The following is a 13,899-nucleotide window of genomic DNA, read 5'->3' as shown; positions in this document are numbered from 1 at the left end:
CCAATAATACCGCACTTGTTTTGCCCCCACTTCGTGGGTGTATAACTGAGCGGTCACTTTGGCAATGCGTTTTGCCGTTTTAATATCGTCTGTTTCTGAGGAAAAAATCTCAGTCGCTGTCGCTTCGTTCACCCAATCCCACTCAAGTGTAATACTGCCTAAGCCCCCTGTCGCCCGAACGCCTGTGGGTGCCGGCGGGCGGTCGATGGTGAAACGTTGTGTGCGTTCGTTGAGTAACTGCCCTTTTTCATTTTTTGCACGGATGACGACAAAATATTCACCGTTAGCAAGATTGCTTAAATCCCGTTCCGGTGAGATTAATCCCAAGCGAACATCAAAGAGATTATCGCCCTTATAGATTAAAATATCGTATTTCACCAAGCCATTTCCGCCACTCACATCCGCATTAATGCCAATACTGCCATCGGCATTTGTGATGATTTGAATATCATTGACTTTTGGTAAGGCAAGAATGCTTGTCACTTTCGATTCAAAGATAGCCCCGTTATCGACTATCGCCTCTTTCTGCGGTTCGTGCTGCAATGCCATAATGGTGTATTTGCCTTTAGCGTCCTCTTTCACGCTCAAGGCTCGGTATAGTTGTGCATTGATTCGTTGCGTGGTGAGCGACCAAACGCCATATTCCGCTAAGCCCACCGGCTCAGCATCTAGGGTAATTTCTGTCCCTTTCACCGATAGAATTTTAATATCTTGGTGTTTGGCTTGGGCGTTGATGTAAGTGAAGTAACTGTTTGCTGTGATGTCGATTTCACGATCTAATGTCACTTTCCTACCCTGAATTTTTAACGCACGACCACCGATGTTCGTACCGGCATAATCAATGTCCGCCACGTTGATAATATCACCGGGAACATGCATTAAACCTTCCGCTCCCACGGTAAAGGTGACAGTTTTGGTTTCCAGTTTTTCCGTTTGCAACAACCATAACCCGGTACGGTGAGCCTGTCCTCGAGAAGTACAACCAAAGGCGGTAATTTTCTTCACGTTTAGCCCATTTTTTCGGATTGCGTCATCATCGGACACATATTCTATGGTTTTTTCATAAGCATTGTCTTTATCCGCATATTCCACTTGGATCGCATTATGACGGGCTTTTTTGGCTGAAAACGTGTAAGTAAACTCGCCATTTTCTACATTAGCGTTGGTATAAGTCCACACAGGATCGGCAGGGCGATCCATTACTACCGTGAGTCCTCGACCATTCCACACCGGCATTGCACGGAAAATTGAACAAATATCATTGATCACATCATAAGCCGGTCGTTGGTCGGTGAGCCACGCATTACAAGTAAAACGAGGTTCTTTGCCGCCGAAACCGTCCGGCACAAGCTGATCGCAATATTGTGCCACTTGATACAGTGCCCATTTATCCGCACCGAAATCCCCCAAACGTTGTCCCAAGCCATAGCGTTTGTTTGTGACAATGTCATAAAGCACCCAAGCCGGATTATCCGACCAGTCAATTTTAAATGTACCATCCCACATTCCCCGGTATTGTCGGGTTTGAGGATTGTAATTTGACGGCACTTTCACCTTGATCCCTTTCACATCATAAGTGCGGTTGGGAATGCTTGAGAAATATTCCGAATCAAATTTCACGCCAATCAATGCGGTATTTGGATAAGTAAATTCCGTATCAATGATTTCCGTGTAGCTCGCCCACACCGTGTTATTTTGTAATCGCTGTGATTTGCTATCAGCCGTATTACGCTCCACCCGCACAGTAAACGGCACAGCCGGTAAATGAGAAAAAGTATGCTGCTGTAAATACTGTGAGCTATACTTTCCGTTAATCGTTATCGGGTAACTTTGATTACCGATATACACCGTTAAACTGACACTTGCGCCGTTCGTATCGCCATTATCTTCTTGTTTAAATAACGATTGCACGCCAAGGGTTAAACGTAAACGAGAAACTTTGCTATCTGTGATTGTACGGGTAATCGGGGTGACCTTCCGAACCGGAGTCCCCACATTGATTTCTTTTTCTGACGTATTGAACCCGGGAATAATCTCTTGAACTTGTGATCCAACCCGCCCCTCAAGTTGAACATTACTAAAATTGTAAGAGCCGTCAGTATTTTGAATTGGCGTATTATCCAGATAGACGGATTTCATTCCGTCCGCTAACCCTTCAATTTCCCCTTCCGAAATAATCTCAACAATTTTGACAAGCTGTTTACTGCGCCTGCTTTCTTTCGCTTCAACCGGTGTACGTCCACCGCCCCCACCTTTACCCATACCTACTCCTAAATACTTGCATCCAAGGTTTCCACGCCTTGCGAAATAATCAATGAACCCGTTCTAATCCGCCCGTAAGCGAGCGGCATCGGGCGCCCCTGCGCCACTAAATTTCCTAAATTTGAAAAGGCGGTAGATTGTTTTTTCTCTTTTTCATTGCCTATACCGGGCATTTTCGGTATAGGAGTAAGCATTTGTGCGACACCACTCAATGCGAGCCCAATACCGATATAACCTAAGAGATTTGATCCGGCAATACCACCAATCAAGCTAAGCGGCGCAAACATTGCGATACCAATGATTGCGACTCCTAATATAGTTTGAAACAATCCACCACGCTTTGCCCCTTTCAGTACAGGCGTAAAACTCACCACCATTTTGTCTTTTAACTGGTAAAACATCCCTTTTTCTAAATAACGGTTGTCGAGATAATCTTTGCCGATACGAACTTTAAATAAACCTTGTTGTAAAAATTGACGTAAATTCGGGATCTGACTGGTTAAAGCACGGACTATTTCCGCCGTGTTGTTCACCTCTAAATTAAACTCAGTGCCAAACTGTTTAAGGGCACCGTAAAATCTAACTTTGACCATTCTTTAAATCTCCAAATACTGTGCGTATGCTTGAGCCAGTAACCATCATAAAGATCACGTTTTGATAAACGTTTCGGGGCGTGATGTAACACCATTTGATCTCCAATATAAATGGCGGCGTGGTTCGGTACATCTGCGCCCACTTGAATTAAAATCACATCACCAACTTGTAATTCGTGTTGGTCGGTGATTTGCGCAAAGCCCTCTTTTTCGATATTGTCGAGGTAAAGATTAAAGCCATCTTCCCACCAGTCATCGTCCCGTTCATATTGCGCCATTTCATAGCCGGCAAGGCGATAGAAATCCCGATAGAGGGTGTAGCAATCCATTTTGCCGTGTTCAAATTCACGCCCGATTAAAAGCGGAATTTTTGGGAAAACGTGAATCTTCCCATCGCACACAAGCCAAAAATCTAATTGGCTATAAAGCTGTGTTTGTAAATCCGCTTGCGATAGCTTAGGCTTGCCGTTAGGGTGAGAATGCACCAATGCCAGAATGTCGCCCATTTCTTCCGATTTGAGGTAATCATCCGGTGAGATTTCAAAATGGTTTTCTTTGTCTTCCGCTACGTTCTCACAAGGCAAAAAGTGCGGTTGATTTTCACCCCGTTTTAAAACAACAAAACCGCAACATTCGTGCGGTTCGGTTGATTTTGCGTAACGACATATTTCGTTTTTTAAGTTTTCATTTATCATAAAATAAACATTTTTGCTGATTTTACATTGACAAAGTAAATATTTTTGTTTACTATATTCCCATCTTAAAAAACACGGAGGATCAATGAAACAAAGTGAATTTTTAAGATGGCTAATTGCTCAGGGTGTAACAAAGGAAGAAGGTTCAAAGCACATCAAACTTTATTACAACGGAAATCAATCAACGATGCCAAGACAACCGAGTAAGGAAATCAAAAATAGCACAATGAAAGCGATTAAAAAGCAATTGGGATTAAACTAATTAAAGCCCCTGTAACAGGGGGTTTTCTTAGAAGGAGTAATATTTATGCTATATCCAGCACGATTTGAGCCGGAAGACGGCGGCTATAACGTTTCTTTCCGAGATATTCCGGAAGCCATTACTTGCGGTGATGATTACAACGATGCCATAGAAATGGCAAGAGATGCGTTACTCACCAGTATGGATTTCTATTTTGAAGATCATCGCAAAGTGCCTATGCCAAGCCAAGCGCAAGAGGGCGAAGTGCTTGTCGAATTGCCGGCAAGCGTATTTGCCAAAGTTTTGTTACTTAATGAGATGATCGAACAAAATATTTCTAATGTGGAATTAGCCAAACGTATTGATGTTAAACCACAAGAAGTACAACGCATTACTAATCTTGGACATAGTACAAAAATCGATACGATTGCAAGAGCGATTTCTGCCCTCGGCAAACAGTTTGAACTACGGGTGGTTTAACTTTTTTACCCCAATTTATTCACACTAACAAAGCCACCGTAATTGTGTGTGTTATTTCTCATCTTGCACCCGGTCAATAACCCACTGCATTTATCTCTTTTCGGATCAACAGTGGGTTGGTCTTTTTCATCGGCCACTGCCCCACCTGTGTAACCGCATTCAACGCCACGATAGACCCAACAACAAGTCGTAGTAATCATTCGTGCGCCAATCAATGCATTATCCGTCTCGCTCGGTAAAGCAAGGGTAAATTGCGCCACATCACGTTTAAGTGATGAGAGTTGTTCAATAACAAAATAGCTTAATGCCTCTTGCGTGGGATCGGCTTGTTTATTACCACCTTTGAAATTTACTGCATCAAGATAATGCATATACACTAATCGCCTACGCACAATGCCGCCTAAGCATTGATCGAATCGATTACAAAGTGCGGTCAAAAATCCGTTAATATTGGCAAGGGTGAGCGTTGGTCGGTTGCTCGGTCCTTGCCCCGACATTTCAAATCCTTCCGCTTTCACACCGAATGGAGCGTAAGTTTTTCCTTGCCATACTATCGGCTGCGAGCGTTCATTTTTGCCGGCATAAAAGCGATACAACTCGCCATTTATACCGTCTGAATCTTTCAATCCTCTAAGATCGACTTCAAATAATTCAATCAACGCATTTTGTTCAAGTTTGGCAAGATCGAGTTTAAATTGGTTACTGATAAGAGTTGGCATAAAAGCCTCCATTTTCAATAAAAAACCGCACAAAAGTGCGGTCGGTTTAAAGGTTGATTTTAATATTAAGCAAATGCACCACCTGGTCTGAAATTCGTTGTGATGGCATTATTTGCCTCTCTTTTGGCAATATCCGTCATCGTTTTAAGTAATTCAACTGTAATTTCTAAGCCGTTATCGGTTTGTTTGCTTTCCACCTTGGCACTTGCCGCCTCACCGTTATTAATCACATTCACTTTGATATTCGGCTGTCCGTTAGTGTGATGGACTGTTGGAATGCCAACACCGCCGCCATTCGCAAAGCCACGAGGTTTTGAACGGGATTGATAATTGAGGTAGTCAAGATAATCCACTCCTATCCGGCTTGTTGCTTCTTTGGTGATAACATACTCCCCACGATGCACAATACCCATCACCAAATTTAAGAATATTCGTCTCAGGTTTCGCTTTGCGCTTCATATTCCATTGAGGCGGAAAGGTAAAAGTTTTCATATTGGCTCCAATAAAAAAGCCCGCATATTGCGAGCTTTGAAATGTTATAATTCATTAACGGTTATTCCCCCCCCTTTCATACCCTATTTAAAGATTGAAAGTAACCGTTTTTCCTGTGGGTAACTCAACAGATAAACTTAATGCGCCTCCCATCGCTTCTACATAACGTTTAACTGATGATAGCTTAATATCATTACCTCTTTTTTCTAAAGCAACAACCGATGGCTGCTTAATATTTAACGCTTCCGCCATTTGCTGTTGTGAGATTTCAAATTCTTCACGAATGCGATGCAGTTGTAATTCCATACGCATTTCTTCAGCCATTGCTTTAACTTGATCACGTTTTTCAGGCGGAAGCCCATTCATCAATTCTTTAAATTTTACGCTCATTTTCTTGCTCCTGTGAAAATGTAGAAAGGTAATTATCGTAAGTTTGTTCTGCTAAAGCGATCATCTCTTTATAAAAGAGCTTTTCTTTTTTGCCTTTTTTATCTCCACCACATAAAACAATAGCTTGTCTAATAGGATCGAAAATAAAAAACAAACGAAATACTGACAATTTAGACTGTACACGCAATTCTTTTAAATTAGGATATTTTGAACCTTGAATAGTATCAGCATACGGTCTTCCTAACTGCGGACCTTCCGTTGATAATAATTCAAGTGCAGCATAGATTTTCAATAAATCATCTTCTACTAAAGATTCAAACCAATTCAAAAGTGGGTCTTGTAAAATGATTTCCCATTCTTGCTTCATACAGCAATTACCTTTCTTTATTATTTATATAGATTTTAATCTATAAACAATCAAGGAGCAATGAATAATTTATCGATTCGCCAAATATTATGCCATGCCATCATCTTAGCGTCACTTCTCTATCTTACAGGTAATAAAAAAACCGATCTTTTTAGATCGGGCTTAATCCGCATTAATTTGCAACCACAACATATCTAATCGTTTAATGACATCAAGCTCCCATTTCTCAAGGTGTCGTTGGGTTAATCGACACCAAGATTCGATTTCAGCGTATAGAATGGGGTTACACGCCATACCATATTGGCGGGACAAGGCGATTTCGTAGAAATCATCAAGTAGATAGCGCACCATTTCATCCGGCAACGGGTGATTAAGTTCGCTGAGTTCCGCCCCTGTTGCCTCTTGAATGGCTTGTAAATGTTCACGATTAGTGGCATCCGACCCTTTTGGTTTTTTGTCTAATTCAAATTCGGATTTCGCATAGTCGAGTAAGTCATCGACTAGGCTTTCAAGAAGTTTCCCAATTCATCTGAATGTTCAACAATTTGATCGCTCAACCAAGGACAGGCCGTCAGTAATTTGCGGGCGTTTTCAGGCGTAAATGCCATCTCTTCTTTACCCCATTTCACATTTTCCCAACCGGCAATTCGCACAAGGGCATTTTCTAATTTGCGCTCTTCCAGTTCACTGAGTTCCACATACTTCGGCTTGCGGGTGCGGCTGTTTTCAAACTCTTGCTTTTGGAGTTGGCGCAATTGGCTTGCCGTATATTTGCGAACCGGATCGCTTTCTGCACCGTAAACGTCAATAAATGCACCGGTGCCATCACCAGTAACCGGATGTAAAACTTCAAAGCGGAAAGTATGTTGTGCGGTTGAGTGAATATCTAATTTAGAAAAATCCATGATGTTATCCTTTTAAATAATGAGAAATAAAAAGCGGCCCGAAAGCCGCCTGTGTGATAGGTTGATTATGCGAGAGTATCTTGGATAATCAGCGTGGTCGGTTTTTTCAAGACATCATCAATGGCGCTTTCCGAATCATAAACAGCAGGGAAAGCGTCAAAGTTTAAGGTCTGAATTAGGTTTTTCGCCCCATCATCTACATCAACACTCGTGGCTTTAATGCCCGGTAGAATGAATGTCATATAATCCGAACTGTCGCCTGTTTCCGCATCCATTCGCAAGGATAATGAAAGATTTTGCCCACGCCGTACAGCTTCAATCATGGCTTTATCCTGTAGATACATCGTGAAAGAGCCGCTAATCCATTCGTCCTGCCACCTCAATTTGTTTCTGACGGTAGTATTTCTCCATAACAGGATCGGAAAGTCCTCTTGCCGATCCCAATAACTTATTGCGTGCCATTGCGAGTACCTTTGGGTAAATTAGGTTCGTGATAGCAAATGTGAAAATTCTGGTGATATATCTTCAGCTTTAACTTTTCCCTTCGTGGCTTTCTCAATTCGCAACGCATTTTCAAGGGAAATCGTACCACCGTTTAACCATTTGCTCACAGCATTTTGACTTACGCCGCAAGCCTCAGCTAATAACTGCTGCTTTCCTAGCGTTTCAATAGCTTCTTGTACAAATTTATTCATAGCTTGTTGTTTCTCAAAAAATAAAACAACTTATATATTATAGCCCTGATTGTTTTGAGCAAAGAAAAAAATATCGCTTTAGTTATTTGAATGTTTAAAACCTCAGTTTTAAAATAATGAAAAATTTAAATAGGGTAAAAGGTATGTCATTCGGTGAACGTCTAAAAATCGCAAGAAAAAATGCAGGTTTAACTCAATCTGATTTAGGGAAAGCAATAGGAGTGAGCCAAAACGCTATTCAAAAAATTGAAGCAGGTGGAGATACTAAGCATAAGTTGGCATTAGCCACTGTGTTAGGTGTGAATCCTGTTTGGTTAGAGAGCGGTTCTAATAGTGCTGTTAGTGAATCATCAGTATCAGTAACAACAAAAAATTTTTCAAGATCAGACGTTGAAGACTCAATCAAGCTCACATTACTTGATAACAAACTTGCTGCCGGAGATGGTTATATTAATCTTGATTATCCCGATACAATCCGTTCTATTGAGTTTTCTCGAGATAAATTTATGGAGATTTTCCAACGCAAAACCGCAAATAATCTTTCATTAGCGGTGATTGATGGAAACAGTATGTATGATCCAAACAATGAAGAAATGAGCTTAAAACACGGCGATATTGTGTTTATTGACACCTCAATACAAGAGTTTAAAAACGATGGAATTTACGCATTTGTCTTTGAAGGGAAAGCGAGAATTAAACGTTTGCAATACTTGAGCGGCTATCGCTTAAAAGTCATTTCAGATAACCCTACCTACGAAACGGAAATTTTAGAGAAAGATCAGGTTGAACAAATCCATTTTATTGGACAACTGATCAAAAAAATGCCGATGGAAATGTTTGACTTATAAGCACGAACAAGAGCACACCAAAGCCAGAAGTTGAATTTTGTGGGGTAGCTAAGAGAACAAATAGCGCTTTGTAGCAACTAGAAGAACGAATATTAATGATATAAAGTTTAAAGGAACGATATGGCAAGTATTGAAGATATTATTATTCCCCAGCAGGAAATCGATCATATCATGGCGATGGAAAAACAAATTTATTTTCAAGGATCTGCCTGGGAGAAAAAACAAAAAAATCAGCCTTATCCTTATTGGCTTGAGTTAAGGTATTCATTCTTCGATAGTGATGGATTACCTATCCCTCAGCTTAGAGCTTATTTTGCCTATCGTCCTGCTCGTAGAGAAAATTTAATGCCATCGATGAACTTTATTGCTTTTTACAAAAACAGACGATTATTTGCTGTTGATCAAGGTGAAAATTTGGTTCATGTAAATAAAATAACTCATGTAAAACCTATAGCCGAAAGCCGTATTTGTGGTGCTCACTACCACATTCTACACGGTAAAGAAAACCAAGAAACAGGCTATTTACTAGATGAAAAATATCAAAAATCAAATGATTTTCTTGAATTGATGTGTTATTTTCTAGCAAAATTTAATACTGTCGCAGTGGGGCAAATTCCTCACCCAATCTTATCAAACAACGGACAAATGGAGCTATTATGATATGCAGCACAGTCTTATCCAATCTAGGCTATGAATGTCATTCTATTGCCGATGATTTGATTTTAATTAATACTCCTTTCACTTTTGAAGATGGTAGCGTTATTCAGGCATACATTGAACAAGTGGGAGAAAATCGTTTTACTGTCACCGACGATGCTCAAACTTTGTGGGAAATGAACGGTCGAGGAATCAATCTAACCACTAACCGTATCAACCACATAAAAAGCACGTTAAAACGTTACGGATTAAACTTAAACGACCGAGCGGAAATCAACACGACAACAAGCGGTGAAATGCTTTCACATAATTTGCAACGCATAATTCAAGCAGCAATTATCACAGATACGCTTGCTATGGATTGGTACAATAATGTACCTATAGATAAATTCGAGATGACAGTAAAGTCTGATTTTCGCCATCATCAATTCTCTCAACATATCGGATTTGATGTGAAAAAATCAGGATTGAGCGGTCATCAAATTACAATCCCTATTTTATTAACAGGCGGAGAACGGCATACCAAACAGATTTTTACAACGAGTGTAAAAGCAAAAGGCAGTTGGAGCAGTGCTTATGGCGTTCTGGGTAAAATAATGGATCTGACCAACCCAACAGCACAAATAAATGATGAATCTTATGTAGTCATCGATGATAAAGCGGTAGGCGATCAGTTAAATAAACTTATCCTGCTCTTTAATCAATCTCCGGCAAAGATTCTGCCTTATGATAAAAAAGATATTTGGATTGAAAAACTTGCCGCTTAAAACATTAAACCGCCTCTCGTGGCGGTTTTATTTATCCACGATATAATCTTTGCAAACGAATAATACAGGGATAATATATTATGAGTAGAAGCTACAAAAAAACAAAAATCTTCGGCAATACAAGCTCATCAAGCGATAAATTAGGGAAGAAAATTAATCACCATAAATTCAGACAAGCAACAAGGCTTGCCATCTCTACGGGAAAAGAGCCACCCTATTCACTAAATGCGGTCTATGGTGTTTGGGATTTTCCAAAAGATGGAAAGCATTATTGGCGGAATGCAAGCAAAAGGGATATGGTAAAATAATTGCTTGTCATATTACATAGTAATAGTATAATACATTTCAAGGAGAGATGATGTACACTATTATTGAACACGAAAAATTTCAACACAAAGCCGAGCAAATTTGGACAACCGAGGAACGCCTTGAATTTTTGAGTTACCTTTCTCAAAATCCACTTTCAGGTGATGTTATTCCCCACGCTGATGGAATGCGAAAAATTCGGTGGCAGGCAAATGGCAAAGGAAAACGTGGTGGTGTACGTATTATCTACTTTAATTTATTAGAAGACGGTGTCATTGTCGCATTAGATATTTACGCTAAAAATGTAAAAGAAAATCTAAGCAACCAAGACATTAAACAACTGAAAGGAGAGAAAAATGGATAATATTTCTCAAAAAATCCAAAATGCAACAAAAGACTGGAATATTGATGCGATTGTCAAAGCCGTCATTGCAGACGATCCTGATATGATTGAACACGCTGATGATTTCCGTGATACCTTAATGCAAATCAAAACAGGAAACCTCAAAAACGCACGTACGACGAAAATCCAGCTATCTCCAATTACAGAAACTCGTCATGCCGTACAATTGTCACAACCTAAATTTGCTGAGAAACTCGGCATTTCGGTAAACACTTTGCGTTCTTGGGAGCAAGGCTTACGCAAACCAAGTGGTGCAGCGAAAACACTATTAGAGTTGTTACATCGCCGCCCTGAATTAATTCACGAACTTCACGCCTAATTTCAGCCCACGTTCAAACGTGGGTTTTCTTTATTCCCTACTCTATCCCCCTGCCATTTTCGTGGCGTCACGAAAATGATCGAAAAACCGACCGCACTTCCCTCTTTCAACTCATTTGCTGATTAAAAAACAAGCAATTAAACTACTTCATCAGAAATTTATTTCTTTAAAAATCAAACAATTAAAGCCAAGACTATAAATAAACACAAACAAAAACAATTAGAGCTATTTGCAAGGTAAAACCTTAGCTATAACCCCCCCACATCAAAACAAAACACCCACAAAATAAACTAAGGAGCAAAAAATGAGTTTACAAATTTTATGTCAAGGCTACACCGTTGCAAACCACGAAAAACCAATATTAATAAAACTTAAAGTACTTTTTATGCGCAAGGTACTTAAAACAAGAACCAAAAGATTTAAAAACAGAACAGAAGCCCAAGAATGGGTACATGAGCAGCAAGATAACGTTAACAAGGTTTATTTTGAAGGGGGAACAAAAGGATTGATGGACTATATGGGAGTTAAATAAATCAGAATTTTTACCAAGCCCTTTGCGGAGGGCTTGAATAAAGGTTCTACCTTAACCACCCGAGCAGGCGAAAGCCGAGAGAAAGCAGAGACGGTGGAAACCCGAAAGGGATTGTTCTTTAACAGATTGAATAACACTCTTAATTTTAATTAGGGCGAATTACCCCTAATTAAAATACGCAAGCTAGGCGTGAGTGGCTGAGGTAACAAGCACAATGTTTTTCATTGTTTGTCGGGAGTTGGTGATAGGTTGATTTTAAAATTTGGTGACAACATAAAGGGATTAATGGCGGAAGTCTGGCCCTGCGTTGAGCAAAGTCGGTATAGGGATGGAGCAATGCTTATCTCGCACTAATAAGCAGTCACGGAAAGAAGCCCGAAAAAGGTGAGCACTCTATACATAAAAACGGAAACCCACCAGCGGCAATTCCGTAAGGAGCAGTCGATAGCGATAAACTGCAATACCTTGATGGTCGCAAAGTTTAAAGTTTTGGGGAGCGCAAAACTAAAGTGTGAATTTAAGCTTGAGCCTTACAAGCATAAAGAAAGGCAAATGTTTCTGAACATTAAAATCAGACGTATACGAGTCTAAAAGACGGAATGAGCAGCGCTGCTGATTGGTTCGATATGAATGCCGGTATGGTAATGGAGAAAAAAGATGAAAGCATTAATTAAAAACATTGAGCAATGGGCAGAAGATCACAATTTGATTGAGGGCTCTACTCCGCAAAAACAGTTTATCAAATTGATGGAAGAATTTGGCGAGCTTTGTTCCGGTATATCTAAAAATAAAATAGATGTGGTAAAAGATAGTATTGGAGATTGTTTTGTAGCGATGGTTATTTTAGTAAAACAATTCAAAGTCGTTGATTTTCTCTATACGGGCTACATCGAACATTATCCGCAATTTAACGGCAAAATTGAAGAAAGTTTAATTGATACTAGTGCATCTATTCATTCATTTTTTTACGCTCAACAAGCCAATGAACCAAATAATGTGATGAAGTTTTTCTCATTTATCGTACTCGGTTTAGTTGAAGCTGCGGATTATTTTGAACTTGATTTTTATGAATGCGTTCAATCCGCATGGGAAGAAATCAAAGAACGCAAGGGAAAAATGATTGATGGGGTATTTGTGAAAGAGGGGGATTTGTAATGCGCAAAATGGTTGCAGAATTTCATTTTGAAAATAATGAAAGTGTAGCATTTCTAACGAATTTACACCTGAATAAACAAGAAGGCTTTAAAGTCCCACGAATCGTAGAAGATGAAGCATTGGAAAAATACGATTTATTAGGAGATTTATTAGATGCGGAAGTAATCAACTTCCTATTGTACTTAAAAAATAATAATCCGGATAAATTTGAAAAAGTTTTAGGGAAATTTAATCAGGGTGTGATTGGTAGCATACTTCAAGAGGGGGATTTATGACAAGCACCTTTAGAGATGAGTTCCTAGAAAGTATCCAAAAACACCAGCTAACAGTATTGCAAAATAGCGAGAACGTTAAAATTTTCCGCTTTGCCGACCCTAATACCATTTCTCTCTCTAGCACTATTATCTATGCAGCCAATACCTGCACGATTACAGGTGATATGGGAAGTTATGTTTTTGGACGGTTGCTTGATGTTTACGGTTTCTTTGCTCGTAATCAATCAGTTTTCTGTTTTAGCTATATTAAAGAAAAAGTCTTAGCTCAAGATGTAAACGGTGAGCTTGAATATTTTGATGGTGATTTAGCAAAACGGGATATTAGACACTGCATTGACAAATATCAAACTGAATGCACCGATGAAGACAAGCTAATTGAGCTTAATGGACTTGTTGATAGCCTAAAGTACGTTGATTTTAGTTGTGAATTTAAAGCAGATGAGTGGTTGGCTAATGCCACTGAAAGTTTTGAAGAATTGTTTGGAGAGTTATCTTATAGAAATTTCAAAGAGCTTTCGCCTAACTTCATTTGGTGCGCACAAGCCATTATCTACACCACCCGACTATTTGAACAGGAGTTTAAAAATGACTAAAGAAAACAGCGGTTGGATTAGTGTTAAGGATAGATTGCCTGAGCCATTTTATACCAGTCAAGAATATCGCAGTTCTAAAAATAGGCGCTTAATTTACTACACAGAGGATGGGGAATATTGGTTCATCGGTTTCGGCTGGTATCTTTACGCAGAAAAGGAAGATGATGAAGGCGGTTTAATTCCATATTGTGTTAATGATCATGCA

At 39.7% G+C, this 13,899-nt stretch carries 24 protein-coding genes; 13 read left to right on the top strand and 11 right to left on the bottom strand.

Annotation, left to right across the window (positions count from 1 at the left end):
* The 3 genes from BKK50_RS04240 to BKK50_RS04230 all read right to left on the bottom strand — a co-directional run.
* The coding region (locus tag BKK50_RS04240; RefSeq protein ID WP_143529751.1) for a TipJ family phage tail tip protein at nt 1-2,262 on the bottom strand (2,262 nt) is incomplete at its 3' end.
* Between the two features lie 8 nt (nt 2,263-2,270).
* Complete coding sequence (locus BKK50_RS04235; protein ID WP_077415627.1) at nt 2,271-2,855, bottom strand: tail assembly protein; 585 nt, start codon at nt 2,853-2,855, stop codon at nt 2,271-2,273.
* Nucleotides 2,798-3,550 carry a C40 family peptidase gene (locus tag BKK50_RS04230; protein WP_077415625.1) on the bottom strand — a complete coding sequence of 251 codons (753 nt, stop codon included), beginning with the start codon at nt 3,548-3,550 and terminating at the stop codon, nt 2,798-2,800. Before BKK50_RS04230 ends, BKK50_RS04235 begins: the two co-directional genes overlap by 58 nt.
* Before the next feature lie 85 nt (nt 3,551-3,635).
* Between BKK50_RS04230 and BKK50_RS04225 the strand changes: the two genes are divergently transcribed.
* Nucleotides 3,636-3,812 (top strand): type II toxin-antitoxin system HicA family toxin, encoded by a 177-nt coding sequence (locus BKK50_RS04225; protein WP_077415623.1) that lies wholly within the window; start codon nt 3,636-3,638, stop codon nt 3,810-3,812.
* Nucleotides 3,813-3,857: 45 nt separating this feature from the next.
* A complete protein-coding gene (locus BKK50_RS04220) occupies nt 3,858-4,271 on the top strand; it encodes a type II toxin-antitoxin system HicB family antitoxin (RefSeq protein WP_077415621.1) in 414 nt (137 codons plus the stop codon).
* Between the two features lie 5 nt (nt 4,272-4,276).
* Here the strand turns inward: BKK50_RS04220 and BKK50_RS04215 are convergent, their stop codons facing one another.
* The 8 genes from BKK50_RS04215 to BKK50_RS04180 form a co-directional block, all read right to left on the bottom strand.
* Entirely contained in the window at nt 4,277-4,990 is a 714-nt protein-coding gene (locus BKK50_RS04215) for a phage minor tail protein L (protein ID WP_077415619.1), read from the bottom strand.
* Between the two features lie 65 nt (nt 4,991-5,055).
* The gene (locus BKK50_RS12670; protein ID WP_077415617.1) at nt 5,056-5,403 is read right to left on the bottom strand and encodes a hypothetical protein; all 348 of its coding nucleotides are present in this window, start codon (nt 5,401-5,403) and stop codon (nt 5,056-5,058) included.
* Nucleotides 5,404-5,569: 166 nt separating this feature from the next.
* Entirely contained in the window at nt 5,570-5,872 is a 303-nt protein-coding gene (locus tag BKK50_RS04205) for a helix-turn-helix domain-containing protein (protein ID WP_077415615.1), read from the bottom strand.
* Nucleotides 5,856-6,239, bottom strand: a complete 384-nt coding sequence (locus tag BKK50_RS04200) for a type II toxin-antitoxin system RelE/ParE family toxin (RefSeq protein ID WP_077415613.1) — start codon at nt 6,237-6,239, stop codon at nt 5,856-5,858. The genes BKK50_RS04205 and BKK50_RS04200 overlap by 17 nt, the downstream gene beginning before the upstream one ends.
* A 162-nt stretch (nt 6,240-6,401) precedes the next feature.
* Nucleotides 6,402-6,647, bottom strand: a complete 246-nt coding sequence (locus BKK50_RS12805; protein ID WP_425272387.1) for a phage tail assembly chaperone — start codon at nt 6,645-6,647, stop codon at nt 6,402-6,404.
* A 92-nt stretch (nt 6,648-6,739) separates the two neighbouring features.
* The gene (locus BKK50_RS04190) at nt 6,740-7,144 is read right to left on the bottom strand and encodes a hypothetical protein (RefSeq protein ID WP_077415609.1); all 405 of its coding nucleotides are present in this window, start codon (nt 7,142-7,144) and stop codon (nt 6,740-6,742) included.
* Nucleotides 7,145-7,209: 65 nt separating this feature from the next.
* The gene (locus BKK50_RS04185; protein WP_244149414.1) at nt 7,210-7,467 is read right to left on the bottom strand and encodes a hypothetical protein; all 258 of its coding nucleotides are present in this window, start codon (nt 7,465-7,467) and stop codon (nt 7,210-7,212) included.
* A gap of 159 nt (nt 7,468-7,626) precedes the next feature.
* Nucleotides 7,627-7,839 (bottom strand): transcriptional regulator, encoded by a 213-nt coding sequence (locus BKK50_RS04180; protein WP_077415607.1) that lies wholly within the window; start codon nt 7,837-7,839, stop codon nt 7,627-7,629.
* A gap of 116 nt (nt 7,840-7,955) precedes the next feature.
* On the opposite strand from BKK50_RS04180, the gene BKK50_RS04175 reads away from it, so the two are divergent.
* From BKK50_RS04175 to BKK50_RS04125, 11 genes are all read left to right on the top strand, one after another.
* On the top strand, nt 7,956-8,687 hold the full coding sequence (locus BKK50_RS04175) for an XRE family transcriptional regulator (protein WP_077415605.1): 732 nt from the start codon (nt 7,956-7,958) through the stop codon (nt 8,685-8,687).
* A gap of 120 nt (nt 8,688-8,807) precedes the next feature.
* Complete coding sequence (locus BKK50_RS04170) at nt 8,808-9,347, top strand: hypothetical protein (protein WP_077415603.1); 540 nt, start codon at nt 8,808-8,810, stop codon at nt 9,345-9,347.
* Nucleotides 9,344-10,111 carry a DUF1828 domain-containing protein gene (locus tag BKK50_RS04165; protein WP_077415600.1) on the top strand — a complete coding sequence of 256 codons (768 nt, stop codon included), beginning with the start codon at nt 9,344-9,346 and terminating at the stop codon, nt 10,109-10,111. The genes BKK50_RS04170 and BKK50_RS04165 overlap by 4 nt, the downstream gene beginning before the upstream one ends.
* An 80-nt stretch (nt 10,112-10,191) precedes the next feature.
* A complete protein-coding gene (locus tag BKK50_RS04160; RefSeq protein ID WP_077415598.1) occupies nt 10,192-10,419 on the top strand; it encodes a hypothetical protein in 228 nt (75 codons plus the stop codon).
* Between the two features lie 50 nt (nt 10,420-10,469).
* Nucleotides 10,470-10,781, top strand: coding sequence for a type II toxin-antitoxin system RelE/ParE family toxin (locus BKK50_RS04155; RefSeq protein WP_077415596.1), 312 nt, complete (start codon nt 10,470-10,472; stop codon nt 10,779-10,781).
* Nucleotides 10,774-11,139, top strand: a complete 366-nt coding sequence (locus tag BKK50_RS04150) for a helix-turn-helix domain-containing protein (RefSeq protein WP_077415594.1) — start codon at nt 10,774-10,776, stop codon at nt 11,137-11,139. The genes BKK50_RS04155 and BKK50_RS04150 overlap by 8 nt, the downstream gene beginning before the upstream one ends.
* Before the next feature lie 304 nt (nt 11,140-11,443).
* Nucleotides 11,444-11,671, top strand: coding sequence for a hypothetical protein (locus BKK50_RS04145; protein WP_077415592.1), 228 nt, complete (start codon nt 11,444-11,446; stop codon nt 11,669-11,671).
* A gap of 657 nt (nt 11,672-12,328) precedes the next feature.
* Nucleotides 12,329-12,826, top strand: a complete 498-nt coding sequence (locus tag BKK50_RS04140) for a MazG-like family protein (RefSeq protein ID WP_077415590.1) — start codon at nt 12,329-12,331, stop codon at nt 12,824-12,826.
* The gene (locus tag BKK50_RS04135; protein WP_077415588.1) at nt 12,826-13,101 is read left to right on the top strand and encodes a hypothetical protein; all 276 of its coding nucleotides are present in this window, start codon (nt 12,826-12,828) and stop codon (nt 13,099-13,101) included. Before BKK50_RS04140 ends, BKK50_RS04135 begins: the two co-directional genes overlap by 1 nt.
* Complete coding sequence (locus BKK50_RS04130) at nt 13,098-13,694, top strand: hypothetical protein (protein WP_077415586.1); 597 nt, start codon at nt 13,098-13,100, stop codon at nt 13,692-13,694. Before BKK50_RS04135 ends, BKK50_RS04130 begins: the two co-directional genes overlap by 4 nt.
* On the top strand, nt 13,687-13,899 hold a 213-nt coding region (locus BKK50_RS04125), incomplete at its 3' end, for a DUF551 domain-containing protein (protein ID WP_077415584.1). The genes BKK50_RS04130 and BKK50_RS04125, both read left to right, overlap by 8 nt.

The sequence above is a fragment of the Rodentibacter rarus genome, from assembly GCF_001998965.1.
Taxonomy (GTDB): Bacteria; Pseudomonadota; Gammaproteobacteria; order Enterobacterales; family Pasteurellaceae; genus Rodentibacter; species Rodentibacter rarus.
The sequence above is the reverse complement of the archived record's forward strand: the minus strand, read 5'-3'. Positions and strand labels throughout refer to the sequence as shown.

What these genes read in the sequence shown, in the direction of transcription:
- BKK50_RS04235 (WP_077415627.1), bottom strand. Translation starts at nt 2,855, where the DNA reads ATGGTCAAAGTTAGATTTTACGGTGCCCTTAAACAGTTTGGCACTGAG.
- BKK50_RS04230 (WP_077415625.1), bottom strand. Translation starts at nt 3,550, where the DNA reads ATGATAAATGAAAACTTAAAAAACGAAATATGTCGTTACGCAAAATCA.
- BKK50_RS04225 (WP_077415623.1), top strand. Translation starts at nt 3,636, where the DNA reads ATGAAACAAAGTGAATTTTTAAGATGGCTAATTGCTCAGGGTGTAACA.
- BKK50_RS04220 (WP_077415621.1), top strand. Translation starts at nt 3,858, where the DNA reads ATGCTATATCCAGCACGATTTGAGCCGGAAGACGGCGGCTATAACGTT.
- BKK50_RS04215 (WP_077415619.1), bottom strand. Translation starts at nt 4,990, where the DNA reads ATGCCAACTCTTATCAGTAACCAATTTAAACTCGATCTTGCCAAACTT.
- BKK50_RS12670 (WP_077415617.1), bottom strand. Translation starts at nt 5,403, where the DNA reads ATGGGTATTGTGCATCGTGGGGAGTATGTTATCACCAAAGAAGCAACA.
- BKK50_RS04205 (WP_077415615.1), bottom strand. Translation starts at nt 5,872, where the DNA reads ATGAGCGTAAAATTTAAAGAATTGATGAATGGGCTTCCGCCTGAAAAA.
- BKK50_RS04200 (WP_077415613.1), bottom strand. Translation starts at nt 6,239, where the DNA reads ATGAAGCAAGAATGGGAAATCATTTTACAAGACCCACTTTTGAATTGG.
- BKK50_RS04190 (WP_077415609.1), bottom strand. Translation starts at nt 7,144, where the DNA reads ATGGATTTTTCTAAATTAGATATTCACTCAACCGCACAACATACTTTC.
- BKK50_RS04185 (WP_244149414.1), bottom strand. Translation starts at nt 7,467, where the DNA reads ATGATTGAAGCTGTACGGCGTGGGCAAAATCTTTCATTATCCTTGCGA.
- BKK50_RS04180 (WP_077415607.1), bottom strand. Translation starts at nt 7,839, where the DNA reads ATGAATAAATTTGTACAAGAAGCTATTGAAACGCTAGGAAAGCAGCAG.
- BKK50_RS04175 (WP_077415605.1), top strand. Translation starts at nt 7,956, where the DNA reads ATGAAAAATTTAAATAGGGTAAAAGGTATGTCATTCGGTGAACGTCTA.
- BKK50_RS04170 (WP_077415603.1), top strand. Translation starts at nt 8,808, where the DNA reads ATGGCAAGTATTGAAGATATTATTATTCCCCAGCAGGAAATCGATCAT.
- BKK50_RS04165 (WP_077415600.1), top strand. Translation starts at nt 9,344, where the DNA reads ATGATATGCAGCACAGTCTTATCCAATCTAGGCTATGAATGTCATTCT.
- BKK50_RS04160 (WP_077415598.1), top strand. Translation starts at nt 10,192, where the DNA reads ATGAGTAGAAGCTACAAAAAAACAAAAATCTTCGGCAATACAAGCTCA.
- BKK50_RS04155 (WP_077415596.1), top strand. Translation starts at nt 10,470, where the DNA reads ATGTACACTATTATTGAACACGAAAAATTTCAACACAAAGCCGAGCAA.
- BKK50_RS04150 (WP_077415594.1), top strand. Translation starts at nt 10,774, where the DNA reads ATGGATAATATTTCTCAAAAAATCCAAAATGCAACAAAAGACTGGAAT.
- BKK50_RS04145 (WP_077415592.1), top strand. Translation starts at nt 11,444, where the DNA reads ATGAGTTTACAAATTTTATGTCAAGGCTACACCGTTGCAAACCACGAA.
- BKK50_RS04140 (WP_077415590.1), top strand. Translation starts at nt 12,329, where the DNA reads ATGAAAGCATTAATTAAAAACATTGAGCAATGGGCAGAAGATCACAAT.
- BKK50_RS04135 (WP_077415588.1), top strand. Translation starts at nt 12,826, where the DNA reads ATGCGCAAAATGGTTGCAGAATTTCATTTTGAAAATAATGAAAGTGTA.
- BKK50_RS04130 (WP_077415586.1), top strand. Translation starts at nt 13,098, where the DNA reads ATGACAAGCACCTTTAGAGATGAGTTCCTAGAAAGTATCCAAAAACAC.